The sequence below is a fragment of the Streptomyces panaciradicis genome, assembly GCF_023516615.1.
Taxonomy (GTDB): Bacteria; Actinomycetota; Actinomycetes; order Streptomycetales; family Streptomycetaceae; genus Streptomyces; species Streptomyces panaciradicis.
On the sequence record NZ_JAMGBF010000096.1, the window covers coordinates 48541 to 75037 of the forward strand.

The window sequence follows — 26497 nt, forward strand, 5'->3', positions numbered from 1 at the left end:
CGCCCGTCACAGGCCGGGGCCGCCGGCCTCCTTGTCGACACTCTTCTGAGCAATCCGAAACGCGCGCAGCCCCGCGCTCAACGCGGTCCGCTCGCCGGGCGTCATGGCCGCGAGGGCCGCGGTGAGCGCCTGCGCCCTGCGCTCGGCCACCTCGCTCAGCACCTGCCGGCCACGCGCCGTGAGGACCAGCTGCACCTCGCGCCGCTTGAGCGGGTGCAGCAGGCGCTCCAGCAGACCGGCGGCCTCCAGCCGGTCGCACAGCCGGCTGGCGGTCGGCAGTCCTATGTCCATGCCCTCGGCCAACGCCGTGAGATTGAGCCCCGGCTCCGCCTCCAGGATCCGCAGGGCCCGCAACTGGTGCGGGGAGAGCCTGAGGCTGGCTCCCTGAGCGGCCACCGACCACAGATGCGCCAGACCGTCCACGGCATCGGCGATCTCCAGAGCAACCGACAGGGGTTCGGTCCCCCGTCCGCTCGTCTGGTCGTCCCCCGAGCCACTGAGACGAGTCACTCGCACATCACTTTCAGTAATTTCCTGGTTATACGGATACCATCCTCATTCAAACGCGGTACCCGAAGAACCGTCGAACAAGCACATCCCGGGCGGTGCCACTCCACCGGACCATCCCATTCGCACACGGCCTCCATACCGCCTCCCTCACCGCCCGGTGTCGAGCCGCGTGAACCGCTCCGGATTCAACCGGAGCGAATGCGTCCGCACGCAGTGCGAGCGCCGGGCGCCGCCCGCACGCGACGGGTGGCGAGCGCGCTTGCCGGGCGCGCCCGGCAGCCTTCGGGCGGCGCCCTCGAATCGATTCTTCGAACGTCCACCCACCTCGGCACACAGGGGCACGGCGCGCCGCGATGCGAGGGAGCGCACAACCCCGGGCGGCCGGAGTTTGCACATTATCCGACCTTTGCTCGGGCTCTTGCCGGACCCCGGTCCGCCCCAGCCAACTGGTGCCACGGCCGCTTCCCGGCCGGGCTCCCGACGGGCCTGGCCGCAGGAAAGGGATGTGGTCGGGACATCCGCATCTGAGGAGTAGTCATGAAGAAGGCCTACGAGGCTCCGACGCTCGTCCGGCTCGGCACCTTCCGCAAGGAGACCGGGCTCCTCGGGGGATCCGGCAACGACCGGCTGATCCTGAGCAAGAACTGACGGCCGACGGTCCTTGACCCGACGTCATGACTGAACTGCACGAAAGTGCGGGGATGGGCCCCGGCGACGCGCACTTCACGGTCCTTCCGGACCGTGCGGACGCGGCCGCCGTGGCCCGCTCCCTCGCCCGCCACGAAAGCCGTACGCTGGCGCACGCCTCGGGCCGGCCCTGGCTCGTCGGTCACTGGCACGACGACGAGATCCTCACGGCCCAGACCGGCGGCGCCTGCGTCGCCGTGATCGGCTGCTGCCCGATCGAGGCGGGCGAACTGAGGCGCCGTACCGCACGGTTGCGTGATCTCGCCGAACTCGGACCACTGGCCCGTTCCCTGCCGGGCAGCTTCCATCTCGTGGCCGCCCTCGACGGCCGGACCTGGGTGCAGGGCACGGCCTCCGGACTGCGGCTGGTCTTCCACGCGGAGATCGACGGGGTACGGGTGGCCGCGAGCCGGGCCGACACGCTCGCCGACGCCCTGGGACTCGCCCCCGACGTGGAGGAACTGGCCGTCAGGCTGCTGTGGCCGGCGCCCTACCCGCTGTTCGAGAGGTCGATGTGGCGTGGGATCACCGCCGTACCCCCGGAGGACGCGCTGGTCGTCGGCACGGACGGACGCACCGTGCGGAACACCAGGTGGTGGACACCGCCGGAACCGGTCCGGCCGCTCGAAGAGGCCGCGCCACTGATCCGCGAGGCACTGGAGGAGGCCGTCGCGGCACGGACCCGCCAGGGCGGAGTGGTCAGCAGCGACCTGTCCGGCGGCCTGGACTCGACCTCCGTCTGCTTCCTGGCCGACCGCTCCCCCGCCCGTGTGGTGGCGGGCACCTGGCCGGGACGCGATCCCGCGGACACCGACCTGGAGTGGGCCCAGCGGGCGATCAAACACCTCCCGGACGTCGAGCACGTTGTGTGGGACGCCGATGCCTCCCCACTGGTCTACGACGACCTGCTGGGCATCGACGACCTGCTCGACGAACCCACGATCGGCGTCATGGACCGCTCCCGCGTCCTGCACCACCTGCCCGACCTGGCCGCACGCGGCAGCCGGCTGCACCTGACCGGCATCGGCGGCGACCACGTGGCATGGTGCTCCGAGGCCTACTACCACCGGCTGCTGCGCACCAGCCCGCTGTTCGCCCTGCGCCAGCTGCGGGGGTTCCGCGCGCTGTGGCAGTGGCCGCTCGGCGGCACGGTCCGCGCTCTCGCCGACTCACGACCGTACGGCGCATGGCTCGCCGACGCCGCCCACCGGCTGCGCGAACCCTCGCCCCCATCCGTCGCGACGGCTCTCGGCTGGGGCATGGCGCCTCGCCTGTTCGACTGGGTGACTCCGCAGGCCGAACGCATGGCCCGCCGGGCATTGCTCGATGCCGCGAGCACCGCAGCGCCGCTGCACCCGGACCGCGGACTGCACACGGACCTCGAACAGATCCGCTCGTGCACCCGCGTCATCCGCCAGTGGGACCGGATGGCCGCGCGCGCCGGCCTGCCGATGGCCTCCCCCTTCCTCGACGACCGCGTCATCGAGGCATGTCTCGCCGTGCGTCCGGCCGAACGCGTCTCGCCCTGGCGCTACAAGCCTGTTCTGGGCGCGGCCATGCGCGGGATCGTTCCCGAGGAGTGCCTGCGGCGCAGCAACAAGGCGACGGCCTCCATGGACGCCGCCAACGGGCTGCGCGACCACCGGGCCGATCTGCTGGCCCTGTGGGAGGGCTCGCGGCTTGAGGAGCTGGGTCTGGTGGACGGCGCCGCGCTGCGGCGGCTCGCCCTGCGGCCCGCCTCCCGCGGGCTTTCCCAGGCCTTCCTGTACTCCACCATCGCCGCCGAGGTGTGGCTGCGGGGACTCGCCCGCGACCCCCTCCCCCGACCCTGAGCCCGTCGACCGCCAGTCATGTCGGACACGTCAGAAAGGCCTTCGTATGCCCCTGCGGTTCAGCGACACCGTCTCCACTGCCGAGACCGACTACGGAACCGTACTGCTGGACGAACGGGCCGGTGCCTACTGGGAGTTGAACCCCACCGCCACCCTGGTGGTACGGACGCTGCTGGACGGGGGCGAGGACACGGACGCGGCCGCGGCCCTGACCAGGGAGTTCGACATCGACCGGGCGCAGGCCCTGCGGGACGTCGAAGCACTCGTACAGGACCTGCGCAACTCGGGGCTGGCGTCATGACGACGCCCAGCGCGCTCGAACGACCCGGTGCCGTCCCGCTCTCCCGGCGCGTGGCCGCTCGCCTCGTCCTGCTGCCCGCGGTCGTCCTCGCCCTGCTGCCGCCCCGCCGGATCCGCGCCGTCCTCGGCATCCTGCGTCGCGGTGCTGCGCCCGCCACCACCGCCCGCGCCCAGGAGGCGCGCGACGCCATGTGCGCCGCCAGCCTGCGCTGCGCGGGCCCGAAGGGGTGCCTGCCGCGCTCCCTGGGGGCCGCCCTGCTGTGCCGGCTCGGCGGCACGTGGCCGACGTGGTGCACCGGCGTGCGCGTCGTCCCGCCCTTCACCGCGCACGCCTGGATCGAGGCGGAAGGACATCCCGTGGGAGAGGGGGTGCCGGAGGGGTACTTCGCCCGGCTGGTGACCGTGGGCCCGGTGGCCCGCTCGACGGACCGATGACCGGCGCGCCGCCCCGGGCCGCCGGCGACGCGAACGGCGTCGACAGGTCCACCCGGGCGGCGGTGGCCACGATGTACCGGCTGACCGCCGGACACCGCGGCGCCGTCGCCGTTGCCACCGTGCTCACACTCGTGGGCTCCGGACTGGGCCTGGCCCAACCCCTCGTCGCCAGGCAGGTCGTGGACGCGACGGGCCGGGGCCAGGTGATCTGGCCGTCGCTGGTGCTCCTCGGCGCGCTGTTCCTCGTCGAGGCGGCGGCCGGGGCCGGAGGGCGCTTCCTGCTGGAGCGGATGGGCGAGGGAGTCGTACGGCAGGTGCGCCACGATCTGGTCGGGCGGCTGCTGCGGCTGGAGATGAGTATCCACGACCGGCACCGCGACGGGGATCTCGTCTCCCGGGTCACGGCCGACACCACCCTGCTCCGCGAGGTCGTCTCCCAGGCCCTGGTGGACCTGGTGACGGGAAGCCTCGTCGCGGCCGGGGCGATCGTCCTCATGGCGTGGCTCGACCTCCTGCTGCTGCTTCTGGTCGCCGCCACGGTGGCCGCGGCCGCCGTGATCGTCGCCTCGCTGCTCGCGGGGATCAGAAGCGCGTCCGAGCACATGCAGAACTCGGTCGGCGCAGTCGCCGCCGATCTGGAACGCGCCCTCGGCTGCCTGCCGATGGTCCGCGTGCACCGCGCCGAGGAACGCGAGGCGGCCGGCATCGGCGCCCGCGTCGACGCCGCGTACGGCGCCGGGGTCCGCACGGCGAAACTCGCCTCCGTCATGAGTTCCGCCGTCGAACTCGCCGTCCAGGGCTCCTTCCTCGTCGTCCTGGTCGTCGGCGGCCTGCGGGTGAGCGGCCACTCCGGTTCCCTCGGCGACCTCGTCGCCTTCCTGCTGTACGCCTCCTACCTCGTCCTGCCGCTGTCCTCCGTCTTCCACGCCGTCGGCCTCGTGCAGCGCGGGATGGGCGCCTACCAGCGCATCGACGAGGTGCTCCGGCTGCCGGTCGAGCCGACCGGCCTCCCCGCACCCGGCCGCCGGCCGGCCGGGCCGCCCGTCGCGGGCGAGCAACCCGCCCTCGCCCTGCACGACGTCCGCTTCGCCTACGACCCCCGGCGGCCGGTCCTGCGGGGCGTCACCTTCACCGTCCCGCACCGGCGGTTCGTGGCACTGGTCGGCCCGTCCGGCGCCGGCAAGAGCACCGTGTTCGCCCTGGTCGCGAGGTTCTACGAACCGAACGCGGGCGCCGTGCTGTTCGACGGGCGGCCCGCCGCCGAACTGACGCGAGCGGCATGCCGCGGGCGCATCGCCGTCGTCGACCAGAACTCCCACGTCGTCCACGGCACCCTGCGGGACAACATCGCCTACGCCGTGCCCGACGCCCCGGAGGCGGAGATTCGGCGCGTGGTCGAACTGGCCCGGCTGGAGGAGGTCGTCGACCGGCTTCCCGGCGGCCTTTCCGCCGTCGTCGGCGAGCGCGGCAGCACGCTCTCCGGTGGTGAACGCCAGCGCGTCGCCCTCGCCCGTGCCCTGCTGGTCCGGCCGTCGCTGCTCCTGCTGGACGAGCCGACCTCCCACCTCGACTCGATCAACGAATCGGCGCTCACGACGGTCATGAAGGACGTCGCCCAGGAGTGCGCTCTGCTGGTCGTCGCCCACCGCCTGTCCACCGTGCAGCACGCGGACCGGATCGTGGTGATGCGGGAGGGCCGGACCGTCGCCGCCGGGCGCCACGAGGAGTTGCTCACCCGCAGCGCCCTCTACGGCGAACTGGCGGCGAGCCAGATGCTGCGGCCGGGCGGTCGTTGAGAGGCGGAGGGCCGCGGCACGGTGTCGGCGTAGCGCTCCTTGCGCGGGGTGATGCGCCGAGGTCCGGGTGTGGGGGCGACCCACACCCGGACCGATGCGCCTCCTGTGCCGGGAGGCGCGGAGGGAACGGGCCCGTCAGTGGCTCGGCACCGTCGCCTGGCGGGTGGACGGGGCAGCCTCGGGCCGGCCGTCGGTGCCGAGCGCCTGCAGGATCTCCTCGACGCTGTGCTTGGCATCGCCGAAGAGCATGCTGCTGTTCTCGCGGAAGAACAGCGGGTTCTGCACGCCCGCGTAGCCGGACGCCATGGACCGCTTGAAGACGACGACCTGCTCCGCCTCCCAGACCCGCAGCACCGGCATGCCCGCGATCGGGCTGCTCGGGTCGTCGGTCGCGGCCGGGTTGACGGTGTCGTTGGCACCGATCACCAGGACGACCGAGGTGTCGGCGAAGTCGTCGTTGATCTCGTCCATCTCCAGCACGATGTCGTAGGGCACCTTCGCCTCGGCGAGCAGCACGTTCATGTGTCCGGGCAGCCGCCCGGCGACCGGATGGACGCCGAAGCGGACCTCGACGCCCCGCTCGCGCAGACGCCGCGTCAGCTCGGCGACAGGGTGCTGGGCCTGGGCGACGGCCATGCCGTAGCCGGGCGTGATGATCACCGAGCGGGCCTGGGCCAGCATCTCGGCCGCCTCCGCGGCCCGCACCTCGCGGTGCTCGCCGTGCTCCTCCTCGCCGCCGGACGGGGCCTCGATGCCGAAGCCGCCCGCGATGACGGAGAGGAAGGACCGGTTCATCGCCTTGCACATGATGTAGGACAGGTAGGCGCCGGAGGAGCCCACCAGCGCGCCGGTGACGATCAGCAGGTTGTTGTCGAGCAGGAAGCCGGCCGCGGCCGCCGCCCAGCCGGAGTAGCTGTTCAGCATGGAGACGACGACCGGCATGTCGCCGCCGCCGATCGAGGCGACCAGGTGCCAGCCGAGGGCCAGCGCCAGCGCGGTCACCGCGATCATCAGGGGCAGGTTCGGGCTGACGGTGAACCAGGCGGTCAGCGCGACGAACGCCACGAGCGCGCCGATGTTGAGCGCGTTCTTGCCCGGCAGCGTCAGGGGACGGGACTTGATGCGCGCCGAGAGCTTCAGGAAGGCGACGATCGAGCCGGTGAAGGTGACCGCGCCGATGAAGATGCCGATGAACACCTCGGCGTGGTGGATGCCCAGCAGGTCGGCGCCGATCTCGGTCTGCGCCGATCCGTGGGACTCCACCTCCAGGTAGCTGTTCCAGCCCACCAGCACCGCGGCGAGGCCGACGAAGCTGTGCAGGACGGCGATCAGTTCGGGCATCTGCGTCATCTCGACGCGGCGGGCCCGCCACAGACCCATGGCCGCGCCGAGCGCCATCGCCAGCACGATCAGTGCGACCGCTCCGGCGGTGATGCTCTGCGCCGCGACGACCACGGTGGCGACCAGGACGAGGGCCATGCCGGCGATGCCGTAGACGACGCCGGCGCGGGAGGTGCGGTGCTGGGAGAGGCCGGCCAGGCTCAGGATGAAGAGCAGGGCGGCGACCAGGTCGGCCGCGTGGGAGGCCGTCAGGGAGGTCATCTCGGCTCAGCCTTTCGAGAACATGGACAGCATGCGGCGGGTGACGGCGAAGCCTCCGAAGATGTTGACGCTCGTCAGCAGGATCGCCACGAAGGACAGCGTGGTGACGATCCGGCTCTCGTGGCCGATCTGCAGCAGGGCGCCGATCACGACGATTCCCGAGATCGCGTTGGTCACCGACATCAGCGGGGTGTGCAGCGCGTGGTGCACCTTGCCGATGACGTAGTAGCCGATCACCACAGCCAGCGCGAACACCGTGAAGTTCCCGGCGAGTTGAGCGGGCGCGAAGGCCACCAGCAGGAACATCGCGAGCATGCCGAGCCCGATCAGGCCGAAGCGCCAGGCGGGCGTCATCCTGGACTGCTTGGGTTCCGGCGCCGCGGGGGCGGGTGCGGGCTGCGCGGCGGGCGCGGCCGAGACCGCGACGGGCGGCGGCGGCCAGGTGACGTCACCGTCGCGTACGACGGTCACGGCCCGCTGCACGACGTCGTCGAAGTCGATCGTCAGCTGCCCGTCCTTGTCGGGGGTGAGCAGCTTCAGCAGGTTCACCAGGTTGGTGCCGAACAACTGGGAGGCCTGGGCGGGGAGTCGGGAGGCGAGGTCGGTGTAGCCGATGATGGTGACGCCGTTGTCGGTGACCACCGTCCGCCCGGCCACGGTGCCTTCGACGTTTCCGCCCATCGCGGCGGCCATGTCGACGATGACGCTGCCCGGCTTCATCACGGCCACGTCCTCGGCCGTCAGCAGGCGGGGCGCCGGCCGGCCCGGGATCAGGGCCGTGGTGATGACGATGTCCACGTCCCCGGCCTGCTCGTGGTAGAGCGCGGCGGCGGCGCGGTCGTAGTCGGCGGTGGTCGCCTTGGCGTAGCCGTCGGTGCTCGCCTCCTGGGCGACCTCCACCGGCAGGTATTCGCCGCCCAGCGACTTCACCTGGTCGGCGACCTCCGGGCGCGGGTCGGTGGCGCGGACGACGGCGCCGAGGCTGGACGCGGCGCCGATCGCCGCGAGCCCGGCCACGCCCGCGCCGGCCACCAGCACCTTGGCGGGCGGCACTTTGCCCGCCGCGGTGACCTGGCCGGTGAAGAACCGTCCGAATACGTGCGCCGCCTCGATGACCGCGCGGTACCCGGCGATGTTCGCCATCGACGACAGCACGTCCATCGACTGGGCCCGCGAGATGCGCGGCACCGCGTCCAGCGCCAGGGCCGTCACGCCGGCCTCCGCGAGTGCCTGGAGGAGTTCGGGCCGCTGCGCAGGGCTCAGCAGGGCGACCACGGTCGCGCCCCTGCGCAACCGGTGGGTCTCCGCGTCCGAGGGGGCGTTCACCTTCAGGACGACGTCCGCGTCCCAGGCCTCGCCGATGCCCGCGCCGGCGTCGGCGTAGGCCTGGTCGTCGAAGCCGGAGGCCTCGCCGGCTCCGGACTCGACGACGACCTCGTAGCCGAGGCCCAGCAGCAGTCGTACCGTCGCCGGGGTCGCCGCGACCCGCGTCTCCCCGGAGACGGACTCGGCCACGACGCCGACGCGGCGCGGGGGATGGTGTGAGCGTTCTTGAGCAGACATGTCCTGTATCTCTCGTCAAAGGAGGGTGCGAAAGGGAGATCTGCGCTCGGGGGGTTACGTCGTCCTGCCCCGTGATCGCTGGAACCTAACCCGTCCGGCGAGCACCGGCCAACGTCAACAGACGGTGACTTGCTTCACCTTGCGCTCTCGGGAGAAAGAGATAGGACAACCGCAGAGCCGTCGTCCGACACCCCTGTGACCACTGACACACCCCCCTCATACCTACTGGTCGGTATGCTGCCCCGAGCCGCACACGACAGGAGGCGCGATGTCCGCGACCAACCGCCAGATCCGCTTGGCCGCCCGCCCGACGGGTGATGTGAAAGCCGAGGACTGGGAGCACCGTTCCGCGCCCGTCGAAGAGCCCGGCCCCGGCCGCTTCGCGGGCCGCACGCGCTTCATCTCCCTGGACCCGGCGATGCGGGGCTGGCTGGACGACCGCCCCTCCTACCTGCCGCCCGTCGGCATCGGCGAGGTGATGCGCGCCGGGTCGGTCATCGAGGTCACCGCCTCGAACCACCCCGACTTCCAGCCGGGCGACCACGTCGTGGGCACCTTCGGCGTGCAGGAGTACGTCGTCTCCGACGGCAAGGGTGTCCTGCGGATCGACACCTCCCTCGCCCCGCCCTCCACCTACCTCGGCGCCCTGGGCATGCCCGGCATGACCGCCTACTTCGGCCTGCTGGACGTCGGGGCCCTGAAGGACGGCGAGACCGTCGTGGTGTCCGGAGCGGCCGGAGCCGTCGGCACCATGGCCGGTCAGATCGCCAAGGCCAAGGGCTGCCGGGTCATCGGCATCGCCGGCGGCCCGCAGAAGTGCGCCCTGCTCGTCGACGAGCTCGGATTCGACGCCGCGATCGACTACCGCGCCGAAGACGTCAGGAAGGCGCTGCGGCAGCACGCTCCCGACGGCATCGACGTCTACTTCGACAACGTGGGCGGAGGCATCCTCGACGCCGCCCTGGCGCGGCTGGCGATGCACGGACGCGTCGTGATCTGCGGAGCGATCAGCCAGTACAACAACAGCACCCCGGTCGAGGGACCCTCCAACTACCTTTCGCTGCTGGTGCGTCGGGCCCGCATGGAGGGCTTCGTCGTCTTCGACTACGCCAAGCGCTTCCCGCAGGCGGCGCAGGACATCTCCGCCTGGATCGGCACCGGCCGCGTCAAGGTCAAGGAGCACGTGGTCAAGGGGACCGTGGACGACTTCCCCGAGGTCCTGCAGATGCTGTTCCGAGGGGAGAACGTCGGCAAGCTCGTCCTGGAGCTGGCCTGACGGGCCCCAATGGCTGAGCACCGCCGGGTGCCCGCCCTGCCGAGCGCGGCGGGGCGGGCACCCGGCCCCGTCACATCGGGCGGTGGGCATACGTACCATAGGTACGGAATGCGATCCTGAGGCGAGGGAAAGCACGTATGACATTCCCCTCCGACGCCGACGCCCTGTTCGGCCTCGACGCCCTCGGTGGTCCGGCGGCACCGGACAGGCCCGCGATCGGGACCCCTTTCCACGCGTCCTCCGCCGCCCGGCATCTGCTGCCGGTGCGCACCGTCTACGCCGAGCCCGCGGCCGCCGCGTCGCCCCGCGGGCGCGAGGTCCTCGCGCGTTTCCCCGCCGCGGAGGTCGTCGAGGTCGCTTCGCACTGGCGCATCCCGGGACTGCACGGCAACGAGGACAACGTCGAGCGGTGGGTCCGCGTCAAGGGCGAGACGCTGGTCCTGGGCGAGCGCAAGACCCTGACGACCCGGCCCAACGGGCGCTCCGCCGACTTCGTCGCTCCCGGCCCCTCCAACGGTTGCGCCATGGCCTGCGCCTACTGCTACGTGCCACGCCGCAAGGGATACGCCAACCCGATCACCGTCTTCACCAACATCGGCGGGATCATCACCCATCTGGGACGGCACATCGCGCGCCAGGGCCGCAAGAGGGAACCCGACCAGTGCGACGAGACGGCCTGGGTCTACGACATCGGCGAGAACGGCGACTGCTCGGTGGACGCGCTGATCTGCGACAACACCGCGGACCTGGTCGCCGCCTTCCGCCAGTGGCCGACGGCCAAGGCGTCCTTCGCCACCAAGTTCGTCAACCCCGACCTGCTGGCGCTCGACCCCCGCGGCCGCACCCGGATCCGCTTCTCGCTCATGCCCGCCGCCGACTCCCGGCTGCTGGATCTGCGCACCTCGCCGATGGCCGACCGCATCGAAGCCGCGGCCGACTTCCTGGACGCCGGGTACGAGGTGCACTTCAACCTCTCCCCCGTCGTCCTGCGGCCCGGGTGGCGCAGCGACTGGAGCGAGCTCCTTCGGCACCTCGACGACGTCCTGCCCCACCGGGTCAAGCAGCAGGCCGCGGCCGAGGTGATCATGCTGACCCACAACCAGGAACTGCACCAGGTCAACCTCGGCTGGCACCCCCGCGCCGAGGACGTCCTGTGGCAGCCCGACATTCAGCAGGAGAAACGCTCGCAGAACGGCGCCCACAACGTCCGCTACCGCAACCACGTCAAGGCGGACGCCCTTGGGGCCCTGCGGGGACTCATCGCCGCCCACGCCCCCTGGTTGCGCGTGCGCTACGCCTTCTGACGTCGGTCAGGGTGCCGGGAAGGCGAGGCGTACGTCGTAGCGGGCCTCGGCGCGGCGGAGGGCCGGCACCAGGGTGCCGCGCAGGGTGCGGATCTCGCGGGTGTGCGCTGCGAGGAACCGAGCCCGGAGCCGTTCCCGCGCGGGTTCTCGCACGGCTTCGACGGGACGCATGCAGGTGGCGTACGCACGGCCGAGCGTGCGGCTCTCGCGGGGCAGGTCGGCGGGGGCGGCGGTCTGCATGCGGGCGTCGGCGAGGGCGAAGAAGCCGTTCTCGTCGCGGACCCGGATGCCGTGCCCGACGAGACAGCGCGGCAGCGTACGCAGCGCCTCGACGGTGGCGGAGTCGTGGCGCAGGGAGACGAGTTCGGCGAACCAGCGTTGCTGGAGCGGGGCGTACAGGTCCCGCAGGGCGTCTGCCGCGGCCTTCCCCTCGGCACCGCACGCGCGCAGCACGGCGGGGCCGGCGGGCCGGGTCGCGGACGCGTCCGGCGCCGGGGCGGGCACGGCGGCGCTCTCGCTGGTGCCGTGGCGGGCGATGAAGTCCAGGTCGGGGATCTCGAAGAACCGTATGAACGCGAGCGGAACCCGCTGGGGCACGGCGGCACCGCGCCGGGCAGCGCACGAGGCCGTGGCGGCCCGCGACACCTGCTGCACGAAGACGTCCAGCCCCTGGGTCCAGCGCGTCTCGGCGCCGGTCGCCGGCAGGACCATGCGGACGGGGTCGGCGGGCGGGGTGCGGCCGAGGTGGGCCGGGGTGACGGACCGCGCCGGACCGTCGGCCCCGGCCACGTCGGCCGAGTGCCGGGCGGGGCCGGCCGAGCAGGCGGTGAGCAGGACCGCAGCGACGGCGACCGCCGCGCGGATCGCGAGTCGCAGCCGGTGCGTCGGGCAGGCCATCCGGAACTGTCCTCTCTTCGGTGGGCGGGGGTGCCGTCGGCGCGTGCCCCGGCACCCCCGCGTGGCGACGGCGTGCTCAGTGGGTGATGTGGACCGTGTCGCCGCCGTCGTAGTAACTGGCCACCGTGAACGGGGTGTTGTCACGGACGTCGGTGCACAGCCAGTACGTGGAGTCGTTGACGCTGTGGCTGCCGTCGGAAGCCCAGACGTAGCCCTTGTTGCACGTGTTCCAGGCGCCGCTGGAGTTGCGGAGCCGGCCGGCGTAACGGTCGCCGAGAGTGGACGTCGAGTCGTCGGAGTAGGTGAGGTTGAGGTCGCCGCAGCTGCTGGTGGACGACTTGTAGCGGATCGTGCCGACGCCTTCGTAGGCACCCGTGGTCAGCGTCGAGGTCACGCAGGCCTGCGGTGCGGCCGACGCGGCGGGCGCGAAGGCCACGTAGGTCCCCGCGGAGGCGAGGGCGAGCGCGGCCGCGACGATGGCTCGTTTCATGGATCCCCCATCTGTGGTTGCCCGGGCGGAAAGGTCGGTCCGCCCGGCGGAAAGCCGTTCCTTGGCGGTACGCGGCACACGCTCGCAGAGGCGTGCGGAGCCCGGCCATCACCTTCGAAGGGGGTCGAAAGTCCTTGGCAGGACCGTGGAGGCCGCTACTCCGCCGCTACCGGTGGGGCTGCTGTGGTGCCCGGGAAGGGGCTGGGCGGCCGGGTACGGGCGCCGCGTCACGGGCCTCTGGCCGGAATCCGGGACGGAGCAGCGCGGCGCCGAGGGGGGTGAGCGTGTGCAGCACGGTGTTGCGGTAGCGCCGGCTGGTCGTCAGACCCGCGTCGCGCAGCACGGACGTGTGATGGGTGACGGTGGCGGGCGACACGCCCAGGGAGCGGGCCAGTTCGGAGGTGGTCGCGCCCAGCGCGAGCGCGCGCAGGGTGGCGGCGCGGGTCTTTCCCAGCAGTGCGACCAGGGAGGTGCCGGGCGGGCCCTCGGACTTCGGTGACCGGGAGCGGTGCAGGGGGTAGACCAGCACCGGGGGCAGGCTGTCGTCGGCCAGGGCGATGGGCATCTGCCAGCAGAAGTAGGAGGGGATCAGGCGCAGGCCGCGGCCGCGGAGGTGGACGTCGCGGTCTTCGACGTAGTCGATGCGCAACACCGGCGGGTCCCAGCGCACGGAGGGCGTCAGACCGGCCAGCAGTCCGTCGATTCCGGCGTCGAGGGTCTGGCGGGCCCGCAGGGCGTGCTCACCGGCGAGCCGGGCGCAGATGCGGTCGTGGTGCGGTGCGATGACGGCGTCGTGGTACGCGCCGAGCAGTTTCACGAACTCCTCGCGGGTATGGCGTTCGGGCAGTCTTTCGGCCCAGCCGGGGGCGCCGTTGACCTCGTCGAGCCGCCGTACCTCCTGCGCGACCCGGGCGGGCGGGGCGCCACGGATCGCCTCCAGACCCCGCTCCAGTCCCTCCGAGGACTCCAGCGGGGTCAGGAAGTCGGGAAAGTAGCGGGCTCTGGGCACGACGGGGATGAGCAGTCTGCGGACGGCGGCGTCGAGTCCTCTGCCGACGAGGGCCTCGCGTGCGCTGCGGTACCAGTCCGCGTACGCCCAACGTCCGCGCGTCGTCTGGAAGCGGTGCAGGCTGCCGACGATCTCCCAGAGGGGGTCGGGAGCCCTCGTCAACCGGATGCGCGCGAAGTCCTCGGGGGCGAAGTGAATGCGCAGCATGAGCCTGTCCCTCTCACCCGTCGGCCGTCACCCTCCTCACCGAAGCAGCCTCGCGACGCCGGCCACAGAAGACAACGCGCCTATTCGGACGCCGCCCGCCGTCACAGGCGGTGTCGGCGCCGGGTCCTCTCGTGCGGGTGATTTCCCGCGCGAAGCTTCGAAAGTTTCGGCTGTCAAGCCGAATCATGCGAGAGGTATTGACGCGGCCGAGCAGGCTCCTATCATCCAGTTTGCTCGATGAGTCGACCCATGTTCGACAGTACGAACACAGCGCCTCGCGCCGACCGCCCCACCTCCGGCACCGACACTGGATCACACAGGAGTGCTGCACCCATGGACCTGTCATGTCCTCATCAGCCGATGCCGCGTCGCCGGGCACTGGCCCTCACCACCGGCCTGGTCACCGGCATGGCCCTTCCGCTCGCCGGCGCCTCCCCCGCCCCCGCCTCCACCTCGGCGAGCGCCGCCGCGTCGTACACGAACCCGGTGATATGGCAGGACTTCGCGGACATCGACGTCATCCGCGTCGGCGGCACCTACTACGCCTCGGCCTCGACGATGCACTACTCGCCGGGCGCGCCCGTCCTGCGCTCGTACGACCTGGTGAACTGGGAGATCGCCGGTCACTCGGTGCCCAGACTGGACTTCGGCGCCAAGTACGACCTGAACGGCGCCCGGGGCTATGTGCGGGGCGTCTGGGCGTCGTCACTGGCCCACCGCCCGAGCAACAGGACGTTCTACTGGCTCGGCCAGATCGACTTCGCCAAGACCTACCTCTACACCGCCACCGCCGTCGAGGGACCCTGGAACCGCCTGACCACGATCAGCACCCCGTACTACGACGCGGGACTGCTCGTCGACAGCGACGACTCCCTGTACGTGGCGTACGGCAACACCACCATCAGCGTGGCCCAGTTGTCGCCCGACGGCCGCAACCAGGTCCGCACGCAACAGGTGTTCACCGCGCCGTCCAGCGTCGGCACCCTCGAGGGCTCCCGCTTCTACAAGATCAACGGGCAGTACTACATCTTCGTGACCCGCCCCGCCAACGGCCAGTACATCCTGAAGTCGTCGAGCGGCCCCTTCGGCCCGTACACGATGCGGCAGGTCCTCCTGGACCTGCGAGGGCCGATCCCCGGCGGCGGCGTGCCGCACCAGGGCGGGCTCGTGCAGACCCAGGGCGGCGCCTGGTACTACATGGCCTTCGTGGACGCCTATCCCGGCGGCCGGATGCCCGTCCTCGCGCCCATCACCTGGACCGCCGACGGCTGGCCCCAGGTCCAACTGGCCGACGGCGCCTGGGGAACCTCGTACCCCGCGCCTGCCGTGCCCGCCCCGCCCCGCCCGGTCACCCCCATGACCGGCGTGGACACCTTCGACGGCACGGCCCTGGGGCCGGCCTGGGAATGGAACCACAACCCGGACGACACCAAGTGGTCCGTGGGCAACGGCCTGACCCTGCGCACCGCGACCGTCACCAACGACCTGTACTGGGCGCGCAACACGCTCACGCACCGCATCCAGGGGCCCACCTCCACCGCCACGGTCCAGATCGACCACTCGGCGATGCGGGACGGCGACCGGGCCGGGCTCGCGCTGCTGCGCGACTCCTCCGCGTGGATCGGCCTCAAGCGCGACGGCGGGGTGACCCGGCTGGCGATGACCGGCGGGCTGACCATGGACGGCAACTGGAACACCACCGGCACCGGCACCGAACTCGCGAGCACCGCCCTGTCAGCAGACCGCGTCTGGCTGCGGGCGACCGCCGACATCCGCCCCGGCTCGGCCCGCCCCGGAACCTTCTCCTACAGCACCGACGGCAGCACCTTCACCCGGCTCGGGCCCGCGTTCTCCATGGGCAACGACTGGCGCTTCTTCATGGGTTACCGATTCGCCCTCTTCAACCACGCCACGCAGACGCTCGGCGGCGCGGTCCGCATCCTGCGGTTCGAGCTGTCGACGCCCTGATCCCGTCCGATCCGACGCACCACGCAACCCCCCACCCGACCGTACGAGGAGAGACATGAACCCGCTGAAACGGCTCGGCCGTCGCCGCGCCTCGGTGTTGTCCGTGCTGGCCCTGGCCGCCGTGGTCACGCCGGGCGCAGCGAGCGCCGCCCCCGACGCCCCCGACGCCCTTCGGGCCTCCACGCTCGGCGCCCAAGCCGCCCAGTCCGGACGCTACTTCGGCACGGCCGTGGCCGCCGGAAGGCTGGGTGACTCGACGTACTCCGGCATCCTGGACCGCGAGTTCAACATGATCACGCCCGAGAACGAGATGAAGTGGGACACCACCGAACGCTCCCGCGGCAGCTTCAACTTCGGGCCCGCCGACCAGATCGTCAGCCACGCCGCCGCGCACGGCCAGCGGATGCGCGGCCACACCCTGGTCTGGCACTCCCAACTGCCCGGCTGGGTCAGCTCCATCACCGACGCGAACACCCTGCGCAGCGTGATGAACAACCACATCACCACCGAGATGAACCACTTCAAGGGCAGGATCTACGCCTGGGACGTGGTCAACGAGGCCTTCGCCGACGGCGGCAGCGGCCAGCACCGCTCCTCGGTCTTCCAGAACGTGCTCGGCAACGGCTTCATCGAGGAAGCCTTCCGCACCGCGCGGAACGCCGACCCCGCCGCCAAGCTCTGCTACAACGACTACAACATCGAGAACTGGTCCGACGCCAAGACCCAGGGCGTCTACCGCATGGTCCGCGACTTCAAGTCCCGCGGCGTGCCCATCGACTGCGTGGGCTTCCAGTCCCACTTCGGCACCGGCGGACCGCCCGCCTCCTTCCAGACCACCCTGTCCAACTTCGCCGCCCTCGGCGTCGACGTCCAGATCACCGAACTCGACATCGCCCAGGCCTCACCCACCGCCTACACCAACACCGTCAGGGCCTGCATGAACACGGCCCGCTGCACCGGCATCACCGTTTGGGGCATCCGCGACAGCGACTCCTGGCGCAGCGGCGACAACCCCCTCCTGTTCGCCTCCAACGGCAGCAAGAAGCCCGCCTACAACGCCGCACTGACCGCGCTGGGCGGCACACCGGCGGCCGCCGCCCGCACCTCCGGCTGAGGTCGACAGCCTGCCGAGCCGGGGCCGCCCTCCGTGCGGGACGGCGGTCCCGGCAGGCAGCACGACATCCGCTCGATCCGGGAGCGAACATTCGGGAACAATTCGCCATGGTTCGCCACCCCTTCCGCCAGGTGCATATCTCTACCAGCATGAATGTGCCGGGCCTGGCCCCGCCCCGGCGGCGTGCAGGAGTTCGCCCGCGTGCGCGGGCACAGCAACCCGGAGGACAACCATGCGGATCGCCATGCGGCAGGCCACGGAGTGGCTCGCGGCCGCTGCGACAGATCCACGCGAGTGCAAGCGCCAGTGGCACGGCGAGCTGGGCATCGCGGTTCTGGCCTGCGGCCGGTTCTGGGACGTGCTGAGCGTGCCGGAGGAACTGGCCATGCCGGCGCTGGACGCTCTGCTGGGCATCCCGCAGCCACCGGGCCCGGCACTGGAGGACGCCTGCGCCCGCCGGGTGGCCTTCTTCCTGCCGCCCGACCCGGCGGGCCGCTGGATCGGTTCGGGCATCCGCTATTCGGGCAAGGGCGCCTGGATCGCGGTGCCCGCGCCGAACCGCACCGTCGGGCGTCTGCGCTGGCTGGTCCCGCCCAACGGCACCGGCGCGCTCTTCGTGCCGGCCGCGGTGGAACTGGCCCTGCAACTGGCCCTCGGACGGCTCTCCGCGCAAGCCCGCACGAGACGCAGATGCCCCACGTGCGGAGCGCCGGCGGCCGAGGGCCGGCTCCCCTCCGACCCGGCCGTCGCACGCCGACAGGCCCCGACGCGGGACGGGGCAGCGCCCTGACCGCGTGGCCGTCCGCCGGGGTCAGCGTGCCGGCAGCTTGTCGGTACGATGCCTGGCGGGCAGCTCGGCGGCGCGTTCCCAGCGGCCCGCCTGCGGCGGCCCGGGGAACTGCGCCGTGACCGTGGGACTGATGGCCGTGAGCAGCATCCACTGGGGGTCCCGGACCCCCGGGACCATGCGGCCGCGAGCCCGCCACTCCCTGAGCAGAGCGGCGTAGATGGGCGGATCCTCCTGCGGCGCCGCGGTGTCTGTGCCGTAGGACGTCTGCTCTTCCTCGGCCTGTGGGGCGAGGGCTCCGGTGGTGACGGTGCGGTCCATGTTGAGGCAACGCGCCTGCGCGCGAAGTGGTGCGTCTTCGTTCGGGTATGGCCCCATCGGATGAGTGGTCGTCCCTCGTCAGGGGCCATGTACTTGTAGGACGAGCTCATTGTCGGCGGTGCTCGGCCCTATCCGGTCGTGTGCCACCGCTGGTTCGCGCCGCCCGTGCAGCTCCACACCTGGATCTTCGTCCCGTTCGCGGTCGCCTGGCCACTGGCGTCCAGGCACAGGCCCGACCCGGCGGCCGTGATCGTGCCGTCGGGGTTGACGTTCCACTGCTGGTCCGCCTGACCGCCGCAGTCCCAGATCGCGGCGGGGGTGCCGCTGCCCGGGGACTGGCCAACGCCCAGGCACTTGGTGCCGTAGACGACGAGCTGTTTCCCGCTCGTGTAGGTCCAGCGCTGGTTGGAGCCTCCGTTGCAGTCCCACAGTTGGGCCTGCGTGCCGTTGGCCGTCGTGGAGTTGTTGATGTCGAGGCAGCGTCCCGACTGGTCGCCGACGATCTCCTGGTTGCCGGCGGGCGGCGGCGGCTGGTTGGAGCCGAACTGGGTGAGGAACTGCCACACCGCCGCCGACGTCCAGGTGCGCCAGCCGTCACCGGTGGAACCGTCGATGGGGCCCGGGTCATGGCCCGCTCCGTCGAACGCCGCCCAGACGACGGGGTATCCCGGCTTGCATCCCGAGTAGGCGGTGATGATGTGGGTCAGGCTCCCGTTGGCCGGCTCGGGCGGGTTCTGCGGGGTGCAGCCGTTCGCGCGGACGAAGGTGTCGCGCAGTTGCCGTCCCGAGGAGATGGGCAGCACGTTGTCCCGGATGCCGTGCAGGCCCATGTAGGCGATGGGCTGGTTGCCGCCGTTGCAGCCGCTGAGGTTCGCGCCGGAGTAGACGGCCACCGCGCGGAAGACCGTCGCCCGGGAGCAGGCGAGGGCGTAGGACATGGCACCGCCGTAACTGAAGCCGGCGGCGAACAACTGGGTGGTGTCCACGCACAGTCCGGCCTCGATCTGGCTGACCATGGCGTCGACGAAGGCGATGTCCTGGCCGCCGGAGTTGGCCCAGCCGTTGCCGATGCCCTGCGGGGCGACGAAGATCGTGCTGTTGCCGGCACTGTCGGCCAGGCGGCGCAGGCCGTAGTAGGACCAGTTGTATCCGTCGGTGCCGCCCGAGTCGACGTCGCCCGCCGTGCCGCCTCGCCAGTGGAAGCCGAAGATCAGCCGGTAGGGGTGGTTGCTGTCGTAGCCGGCGGGGACGCGCAGGATGTAACTGCGTGTCTGGCCGCCGCTCTGCAGGGTGTGGGTACCGCTCGTCAGGGCCGGGGCCTTGCCGCAGCCGGCGGTCGCCGAGGCGGCGGCGGTGCTCCTGGCCGGCGCGCCCGCCCCGAGGCCGCTGCCGAACGAGGTGCCAGGGGCCGAGAGGATCAGCAGTACCGCGGCCACGACGGCCGTGAACAATCGTTTGCGTTTCATGCACTCCTACTTCCGTGGTCGGGGGATGAGCAGGGAGCGTCGGTCGGCGGCCGGTTCACGCGCCGGTGATGGTCCATGCGTTGTTGGTGCTGGAGTTCGGCGTCCACAGCACCGCGGTCGAGCCCACGGTGGTGCTGCCGCCGCCGTCGAGGGCGGTGCCGGTGCCGCGGTTGATGATCTGGTAGCGGTTGTCGCCGAGGCTGCTGAGCGACCACTGCTGGTTGTTGCCGCCGTTCCAGGCCTCCTGCCGGGCGGGAGCTCCGTTGGCGGAGTTGCCCCAGCTGTCGGCCGCCATGCCGTTGGTGCGGTTCATGATCCGGTAGTAGCCGTTGCCGAGGTCGATCAGCTGCCACTGCAGGTTGGCGCTGCCGTCGTAGTTCCACTGCTTGAGGTTGGAGCCGGAGGCGACGCTCCCACCGCTGTCGAGGGCCAGCCCGCTGGTGCCGTTGGTGATCTTCACCCAGGTCGTGGAGCCGCCGGGTGCGCCGAGGACGGGGATCTCGCCGGAGAAGGTGAGCTTGACGGTGTACGCCAGCGCGCTGAACGGCGGATTCGACGAGGGCATGGTCAGGTGCAGTCCGGCGGCGTCCTGGGTGGGGGCGGGCAGGTCGACGTAGGTGCCGGCGGTGTTGCCCAGCAGCTGGGCGCGGGTCAGGCTGCTGAGGTTGATCTGGTTGCTGTTCAGCGTGGTGATGGTCATGGTCCCGCCCTGCCAGCCCAGTGCGGTGGCGTAGAGGACCTTGTTGTCCTGGCTGCGGGTGAACCGGACGTCCTGTGGTTTGCCGGCCACCGGCCCGCTGAAGGAGCCTCCGCCCATCTTGGTGGGGCCCTCGCCGTAACCGGACCAGGAGCGGGTGCCGTAGACCGCCTCTCCGAAGCGGCCGAGCCAGTCCCCCATGCCGAGCAGGATCGACTGCTGGCCGGAGGGGATGGTGCCGTCGGCCGTCGGGGCGATGTTGAGCAGCATGGTGCCGCCCTTGCTGACCCGGTCGATCAGGGAGTGCAGCAGGGCCTGCGTGGTGTAGTAGCCGATGCCGACGGTGTAGCACCAGCTGGAGGAGGAGATGCTGTCGTCGGTCAGCCAGTAGGGGGTGAGCAGTCCCGCCGGGCCGCCGCGCTCGAAGTCGTAGACCTCGCCCTTGTTGTCGAGTCCGTCCTTGTACGTCGCGACGACGTCCTTGTTCCAGGCGACCGCCTGGTTGTAGTAGTGGGCCAGGAACTGCAGCCGGTAGGACTCCTGCACCAGGTTCAGGTCGAAGTCCTGCCAGAGCAGGTCGGGTTGGTAGCCGTCGATGACCTCGACCAGCTTGTCGTACCAGAGCTTGTTCTCCGCCGCCGAGCCCTGCTGTCCGTAGAGGATGCGCAGGGTGGGGTCCGACTGGGCCGGCACGTGGTCGTAGAAGCCGTTGAAGTGGTAGGCGTGGTGCAGGGAGACCATGAACTTCAGGCCCTGCCCGCGGATGGCCTGCGCGTGCTGGGCGACGAGGTCGAGTCGGGGGCCGTGCTGGACGGAGTTCCACGGGTTGGCGCGGCTGTTCCACATGGAGAATCCGTCGTGGTGCTCGGCGACCGGCCCGGCGAATCCGGCGCCCGCCGCCCGGAACAGCCGGGCCCAGGCGTCCGGGTCCCAACTGCCGCCCTGGGAAGCCAGCTTGGGGGCGAACTGCACGAAGTTGCCGGCCTTGTCGCGGGCGCCGTCGATGAAGTTGCGGTATGGCCAGACCGAGGGATCGCCGTAGGTGGCGATGTGGTGCTTGTTCTCGTTCGAGCCGCCGATGTACATGTTGCGCGGATACCACTCGTTGCCGAAGGCGGGGACGCTGAAGACGCCCCAGTGGTAGTAGATGCCGAACTTGGCGTCCTTGAACCAGGTTGCGGCCGGGGGGTGTTGGTCCAGGGAGGACCAGCTCGGCGTGTAGCTCGCGGGGCCGTCGGTCGCGGCGGCCTCGGGGGCGAACCGCAGCAGGCCGAGGGCGGTGGCGGCGCCGGTGACCGCCAGCAGCCGGCGCCGGCTGATCGGGTGGGGGGTGGAAGTCATGCGGAGCCTCTCGACGTCAGGGACGGGTGGGGGTCAGTCGCGCGTCCACTTCTGGTTGCCGGCGCCGTTGCAGGTCCACAGCTCCAGCAGGGTGCCGTTGGCCGTTCCCGCGCCGGTGGCGTCCAGGCACAGTCCGGACTGGGCGCCGGTGATCGTGCCGTCGGCGCCGAGCGTCCACTTCTGCTGGGCACCGCCGGTGCAGGGGGCGATGTCGACCTTGGTGCCGGGGCTGGTGCCGCTACCCGCGGCGTCCAGGCAGGCGCTGCCGTAGACCCGCAGCTCACCGGCCGAGGTGCTGGTCCACTGCTGGTTGGCGCCGCCGTTGCAGTCCCACAGCTCCACCTGGGTGCCGGGCGTCTGCGACTGGTTGGGCACGTCCACGCACCGGCCGGAGGCGACCCCGACGACGGCCCCGGTCGTACCGCCGCCGCCTCCGCCGCTTCCGGGGGTCAGGGACAGGTTGTCGAACTGCGCGGTCTCGCCCTGACCGGTCGCGTAGCCGACCTGTCCGGCGGCCCAGGTGCGGTCGGTGGCGGAGCCGACGGTGGAACCGTCGATGACGGCGGTGACGGTGGTGCCCGAGAAGGTCAGGGCGAGGGTGTGCCATCGGCCGGTGCCCAGCGCGGTGGTCGTGCCGTGGGCGAGGGTGGAGACGCTGCCGTCGGTGCGGGAGTTCAGGATCCACCAGGCGCCGGTGTCGCTGACCCGCAGGTGGTAGGCGTTCAGTCCGCCGGTGCTGCTGTAGTCCTGTCCGCCCGCGCGGCCCAGCAGCTCGGCGTATCCCGGTTGTTCGAGCAGTACGTCGGAGGAGACGGTGTAGTTGCCCCAGCCGACGTCGCCGAGGAGGGCGTGCGGGTCGGACAGCGCGTCCCAGGTGATCGGTTTCTGCGGGCTCATCTGGCGCACGCACCTGCCGGCGCGGCCGCCGCCGCAGCCCGCCACCTCGAAGGCGCCCTGCCAGTCCATGAGGTACTTCGCCTCACCGCCGGTGGTGTAGCCGTCGAAGGAGTCGCTGTACGGCAGGCTCATCGCGCCCTGGGCGGGAGCGGTGGCGGTGCCCTTGCCCTGGCCGGTCGTCGTGGTCAGGGTGTAGACGTGGTGGGGCTGTACGGTCAGGCTGAAGCCGCCGCCGGACGGGGTGAGGTCCGCGGTGTGCACGAACCAGTCGGCGGAGTTGCCGGAGTTGACGTCGGTCGACCACACATGGACGGTGCCGGTGGACAGCCCTCCGGTGACGCCGAAGTTCAGCGTCTGGGCGCTGCCCGCGTCCATCGTCTCGATGACCGTGGAGTAGTCGGAGTTGTTCGTGGACTTCAGCGAGACGTAGCTGCCGTTGTTGCGGTTGCCGCCGATGTAGCCGCTCGCGGAGTCGAGGTAGTGCCAGCCCGGGGCGGTGAACTGGCTGGTGTGCGCCATGACCCAGGTGTTCTTGCCGATCGCGTAGTGCCCCGACCACGGCTGCGAGGCCAGGGCGAGGCCCATGGTGGGATACGGCAGGTTCGGGGTGATCGCCGCGACGACCGGCCAGTTGAGGTAGGCGGTCATCCGGCCGTCGATGTATCCGCGGTTGATGCCGCGGGCCATGGCCGTCGCTCCGCCGTTGTAGTCGTCCGATCCGTTCTCGCTCGCCCACAGTTGCTTTCCGGAGGACGTGGCGGCGGCGGGCACCGAGCAGTTGGACTGGGAGGAGCGGTAGCCGCAGGGGTAGTGGGTGCCGATGACGCTCACCGCGGAGGCGAACGCGCGGTTGGAGTTCACGTCGTTGGCCACGGCCCAGTCCGAGTCGGCAGCGACGATCTTGACGCCGCCGTAGCCGTTGGAGTCGAGGGCGCTGCGCAGCTGCTCGTACCAGGAGACGTTGTAGCCGCGCTCGTTCCAGCCGCCGAGGTAGTCGATGCCCAGCCCGTGCCGCTTGGCACAACCCAGCCACGAGATGAGGTAGTCGACCATGTCGGTGGACCAGAAGTTCCCGCCGCCGATCCATCCCGGGGCGCCCCAGGCGAGCCCGTACAGCTTGATGTTCGGATTGCGGGCCTTGGCCTGCTCCATCAGCCACCATTCGTAGCCCCGGTCGCAGTTCAGGTCGGAGCGCGTGTGCTGGTGGCTCGGCTCGGCCCCGGAGGTGGAGTTGGTGTCGCCGCCGATCTCGGCCTTGAGGAGTTGCAGGGAGGCGCCGTAGCCGGGCTTGAAGAGGTAGTCGAGGATCTGCCCGCGCTGGGGCTCGGGATAGTCGATCAGGAGCCTGCTGTTGCCGCCTCCGCCGCTGATCGCGCCGACGCCGTCGAAGGTCCGGCCCGAGGAGGTGCCGTCGACGGTGATGGAGGTGGCGGCCTGTGCGGGGGCCGCGGTCGTGCCCACGAGGCCGCCTGCGGCCAGTACGAGGCCGGTGAGCAGGACCGTCGAGGCGCGCAGGCGCCGCAGCAGCCGTCTGAGTGCTGACACGGTGGGGGTCCTTTCGCAGGTGGGGTCCGCGTTCGGATGCGCTGTCAGCGGACGCTGAAGTCCTGGTTGGTGCCGGGGGCGTTCTTGCACGGCCACTGGTCCAGTTGCTGTCCCGCATTGCTTCCGGCGCCGTAGACGTCCAGGCACAGGCCGCTGTTGCGGTTCTGGAAGGCGTACGAGCCGTCCGACTGCCGTACGGGCAGCCAGAGGGCGTTGGCCGCGGTGCCGGGGGCCTGCTGGACGATGTCCGGGACGCCGGCCGCCGTGGAGCTCGCGGCGACCGCCACGTCCTGGCCGGAGTTCTGGGCGCGCAGTTCGCCGTAGCCGCCCGAGGCCGGCACGAACCGGAACCGCTGGTTGCCCTGCCCGTTGCAGGTCCACTGGTCGATCACCGCGCCCGCGCTGCCGGAGTCGCCGTACACGTCCAGGCACAACCCGTTGCCGCTCACGACGAGTTGGCGGTAGCCGTCCGGGAAGCTGCCGCCGCTGGAGGACGCCGGTGTCACGTACACCGCGAACGCGTCGTGCGCGGCCTGGAAGGTGAGCGGCAAGGTGATCGAGCCGCCGGTGGCGCTCACGTCCTGGTCGTACACGGTCTGCGGCGCGCCGAGCGGTGCCTGGTCCGGGATGCGGTGCACGGTGACGTGCACGCTGCCCGCCTGCGAGAGCCAGGGGACGGACGACAGGCCGTCGAAGGTCATGGACGCGGCGCCGGTGTATCCGTCGGAGTCGCCGACGACGGCGACCGCGCGCTCGGCCGCGGGGTCCTCGGCGGCCGAGACGGCCGTGGAGCCGACCTGGCCGGAGGTGTCGACGAGGGTGCCGGTCATGTCGGCGTAGTCGCGCAGCGCCCACCAGTTGCCGGTCGGCTGCCAACTGCCCCCGCTCTGGGTGAGGACACCCGTCAGGTTCGGGGTCACGCAGCACACCCAGTTGCCGCGCATCGCGTTGGTGTAGCGGGACTGCGCGAACCGGGCGAGGTACCAGGCCGTCACCCCGGCGCTCTGCCGGTCGGCCGGCTGGTACTCGTTGGAGGACAACGGCAACCGGCCGATCCCCGCCGAGGCCAGGGCGTCGTCGAGGCTCTGCGCGACGGTGACGGGGTCGTCGACGTCGCCCTCGTTGTGGTTGGTGATCATGTCGGGCACGGTTCCGGCGGCCTTCACGTGCGCGAGCCAGGTCCGCCACTCCCCCGGGTTGCGCTGCGGGGTGAAGGCGAGGGAGGGTCCCACGATCTGCGCGCCGGGGGCGATCCGCCGGATCTCCCGGTAGGCGCTGTCCCACATCTGGAAGTACTGGGCGCTGTTCACCCCCCGGGTCCAGAAGACGGAGATGTCCGGCTCGTTCCAGATGTCGTAGGCGAACGTCAGCCCTGAGGTCTGCAGGGCGCCCACCGTGGAGTCGATGAAGGAGATCCAGTTGGAGCAGTCGCCGTTGTCGCACGGGTACCTGGTGTTCGACGGCTGGCCGCCGTTGGCGCCGTAGATGTCGCTGACGAGCACCTGGTACTGCGCGTGGTACGGCGGGCGGGTGAGCCGTTTCGCCTGCGCGACGATGGAGTCGACGTCGGCGCGGGTGGCCGGGCCGTTCTGGTAGCCGTCCTTGATCCAGCCGCCGGAGAACCAGCCGCCGCCGCGGAAGGCGTTGACTCCCAGCGGCTGCAGGAACCGGTCCTCGGGCCGGCTGCCGTCCTCGCTGATGCCGTAGAGGAATCCCTCCCCGACGCCTGTCGCCGGTCCTCGCGTCGACGCCAGGTGCACGCTCAGCGACTTGGCCGCGGCGGCCTGGCTCGGCGCCGTCGACAGCAGGGCCCACACCAGCGCCAGGACGATGCCGGCCACCAGTGCCGGACGCCGGGAATTCCGGTGCCGGGATGCACGGCCGAGGCCGGGTCGCGCTCGCGTCCTCATGTGATCCTCCTGTGGTCGGCGCCGGCACGGCGCGGCGGCTCACCGGGGCGGCGTCGGGATGCCGCCCCGGAGTCGAGCGGGGTGTCTCACGGGGTCAGTTCAGCGTCCACCGCTGGTTGGACTGGCCGTTGCAGGTCCACAGCTGTACGGGGGTGCCGTTGGCGGTGGCGGCGCCGGTGACGTCCAGGCACAGTCCGGACGGGTCGCTGGTGAGGGTGCCGTCGGTGTGGAGCGTCCACTGCTGGTTGGACTGGCCGTTGCAGGTCCAGGTGATGACCTTGGTGCCGGGGCTGGTGCCCTGTCCCGAGGCGTCCAGGCACAGGGGGTTGCCGCCGACCGAGACCGTCAGCTCGCGGGAGGAGCCCTGGGACCAGGTCTGGTTCGCCGCGCCGGTGCAGTCGCGGATCTGCGTCTGCGTGCCCGGTGTCGTGGAACCGCCCGGCACCTCCAGGCACTTGCCCGCGCCCACCGCACGCAGCGCACCCGTCGTGCCGCCCCCACCGCCTCCGGTCCCGTAGCCGGCCGCGGTGATACTGGCCTGGA

General features: G+C 71.3%; 21 protein-coding genes and 1 pseudogene. 10 read left to right on the plus strand and 12 right to left on the minus strand.

Annotation, left to right across the window (positions count from 1 at the left end; translation table 11 throughout):
• Positions 1-6 precede the first annotated feature (6 nt).
• Positions 7-510, minus strand: a complete 504-nt coding sequence (locus tag M8J74_RS28355) for a MarR family winged helix-turn-helix transcriptional regulator (protein WP_249839164.1) — start codon at positions 508-510, stop codon at positions 7-9.
• A 537-nt stretch (positions 511-1047) separates the two neighbouring features.
• Between M8J74_RS28355 and M8J74_RS28360 the strand changes: the two genes are divergently transcribed.
• Genes M8J74_RS28360 through M8J74_RS28380 form a run of 5 tightly spaced genes read left to right on the plus strand, consistent with a single transcriptional unit; the run spans position 1048 to position 5560 of the window.
• Positions 1048-1158 (plus strand): keywimysin-related RiPP, encoded by a 111-nt coding sequence (locus tag M8J74_RS28360; protein WP_249839165.1) that lies wholly within the window; start codon positions 1048-1050, stop codon positions 1156-1158.
• Positions 1159-1184: 26 nt separating this feature from the next.
• Positions 1185-3029 (plus strand): lasso peptide isopeptide bond-forming cyclase, encoded by a 1845-nt coding sequence (locus M8J74_RS28365; RefSeq protein ID WP_249839166.1) that lies wholly within the window; start codon positions 1185-1187, stop codon positions 3027-3029.
• 46 nt (positions 3030-3075) lie between these two features.
• Entirely contained in the window at positions 3076-3330 is a 255-nt protein-coding gene (locus tag M8J74_RS28370) for a lasso peptide biosynthesis PqqD family chaperone (protein ID WP_249839167.1), read from the plus strand.
• The gene (locus M8J74_RS28375; RefSeq protein WP_249839168.1) at positions 3327-3764 is read left to right on the plus strand and encodes a lasso peptide biosynthesis B2 protein; all 438 of its coding nucleotides are present in this window, start codon (positions 3327-3329) and stop codon (positions 3762-3764) included. Before M8J74_RS28370 ends, M8J74_RS28375 begins: the two co-directional genes overlap by 4 nt.
• Positions 3761-5560: an ABC transporter ATP-binding protein gene (locus tag M8J74_RS28380; RefSeq protein ID WP_249839169.1), complete on the plus strand. Its 1800-nt coding sequence runs from the start codon at positions 3761-3763 to the stop codon at positions 5558-5560. Before M8J74_RS28375 ends, M8J74_RS28380 begins: the two co-directional genes overlap by 4 nt.
• A gap of 135 nt (positions 5561-5695) precedes the next feature.
• Here the strand turns inward: M8J74_RS28380 and pntB are convergent, their stop codons facing one another.
• Positions 5696-7162 carry a Re/Si-specific NAD(P)(+) transhydrogenase subunit beta gene (pntB, locus tag M8J74_RS28385; RefSeq protein ID WP_249839170.1) on the minus strand — a complete coding sequence of 489 codons (1467 nt, stop codon included), beginning with the start codon at positions 7160-7162 and terminating at the stop codon, positions 5696-5698.
• A gap of 6 nt (positions 7163-7168) precedes the next feature.
• A complete protein-coding gene (locus M8J74_RS28390; protein WP_249839171.1) occupies positions 7169-8725 on the minus strand; it encodes a Re/Si-specific NAD(P)(+) transhydrogenase subunit alpha in 1557 nt (518 codons plus the stop codon).
• 268 nt (positions 8726-8993) lie between these two features.
• On the opposite strand from M8J74_RS28390, the gene M8J74_RS28395 reads away from it, so the two are divergent.
• Both M8J74_RS28395 and M8J74_RS28400 read left to right on the plus strand, forming a co-directional pair.
• On the plus strand, positions 8994-10001 hold the full coding sequence (locus M8J74_RS28395; RefSeq protein WP_249839172.1) for an NADP-dependent oxidoreductase: 1008 nt from the start codon (positions 8994-8996) through the stop codon (positions 9999-10001).
• 137 nt (positions 10002-10138) lie between these two features.
• Positions 10139-11305, plus strand: coding sequence for a spore photoproduct lyase family protein (locus tag M8J74_RS28400; protein ID WP_249839173.1), 1167 nt, complete (start codon positions 10139-10141; stop codon positions 11303-11305).
• Between the two features lie 6 nt (positions 11306-11311).
• On the opposite strand, the gene M8J74_RS28405 is transcribed toward M8J74_RS28400, so the two are convergent.
• The 3 genes from M8J74_RS28405 to M8J74_RS28415 form a co-directional block, all read right to left on the minus strand.
• The gene (locus M8J74_RS28405) at positions 11312-12202 is read right to left on the minus strand and encodes a hypothetical protein (protein ID WP_249839174.1); all 891 of its coding nucleotides are present in this window, start codon (positions 12200-12202) and stop codon (positions 11312-11314) included.
• A 76-nt stretch (positions 12203-12278) separates the two neighbouring features.
• Entirely contained in the window at positions 12279-12692 is a 414-nt protein-coding gene (locus M8J74_RS28410) for a hypothetical protein (protein WP_058921121.1), read from the minus strand.
• A gap of 166 nt (positions 12693-12858) precedes the next feature.
• Positions 12859-13908, minus strand: coding sequence for an ArsR/SmtB family transcription factor (locus M8J74_RS28415; RefSeq protein WP_249839175.1), 1050 nt, complete (start codon positions 13906-13908; stop codon positions 12859-12861).
• Between the two features lie 360 nt (positions 13909-14268).
• Between M8J74_RS28415 and M8J74_RS28420 the strand changes: the two genes are divergently transcribed.
• The 3 genes and pseudogenes from M8J74_RS28420 (at position 14269) to M8J74_RS28430 (ending at position 17780) form a co-directional block, all read left to right on the plus strand.
• Complete coding sequence (locus M8J74_RS28420; RefSeq protein ID WP_249839176.1) at positions 14269-15876, plus strand: glycoside hydrolase family 43 protein; 1608 nt, start codon at positions 14269-14271, stop codon at positions 15874-15876.
• A 55-nt stretch (positions 15877-15931) separates the two neighbouring features.
• Positions 15932-16981, plus strand: a pseudogene (locus M8J74_RS28425) (glycoside hydrolase family 10 protein); the annotation flags it as partial.
• Positions 16982-17222: 241 nt separating this feature from the next.
• Entirely contained in the window at positions 17223-17780 is a 558-nt protein-coding gene (locus tag M8J74_RS28430) for a hypothetical protein (protein WP_249839177.1), read from the plus strand.
• 21 nt (positions 17781-17801) lie between these two features.
• On the opposite strand, the gene M8J74_RS28435 is transcribed toward M8J74_RS28430, so the two are convergent.
• The 6 genes from M8J74_RS28435 to M8J74_RS28460 all read right to left on the minus strand — a co-directional run.
• Positions 17802-18098: a hypothetical protein gene (locus M8J74_RS28435; protein WP_249839178.1), complete on the minus strand. Its 297-nt coding sequence runs from the start codon at positions 18096-18098 to the stop codon at positions 17802-17804.
• 128 nt (positions 18099-18226) lie between these two features.
• Positions 18227-19564 carry a ricin-type beta-trefoil lectin domain protein gene (locus M8J74_RS28440; RefSeq protein ID WP_249839179.1) on the minus strand — a complete coding sequence of 446 codons (1338 nt, stop codon included), beginning with the start codon at positions 19562-19564 and terminating at the stop codon, positions 18227-18229.
• A 55-nt stretch (positions 19565-19619) separates the two neighbouring features.
• A complete protein-coding gene (locus M8J74_RS28445) occupies positions 19620-21602 on the minus strand; it encodes an alpha-L-fucosidase (protein WP_249839180.1) in 1983 nt (660 codons plus the stop codon).
• A 33-nt stretch (positions 21603-21635) separates the two neighbouring features.
• Positions 21636-24044 carry a ricin-type beta-trefoil lectin domain protein gene (locus M8J74_RS28450; RefSeq protein WP_249839181.1) on the minus strand — a complete coding sequence of 803 codons (2409 nt, stop codon included), beginning with the start codon at positions 24042-24044 and terminating at the stop codon, positions 21636-21638.
• A gap of 44 nt (positions 24045-24088) precedes the next feature.
• On the minus strand, positions 24089-25954 hold the full coding sequence (locus tag M8J74_RS28455) for an RICIN domain-containing protein (RefSeq protein WP_249839182.1): 1866 nt from the start codon (positions 25952-25954) through the stop codon (positions 24089-24091).
• Between the two features lie 94 nt (positions 25955-26048).
• On the minus strand, positions 26049-26497 hold a 449-nt coding region (locus M8J74_RS28460), incomplete at its 5' end, for an RICIN domain-containing protein (RefSeq protein WP_249839183.1).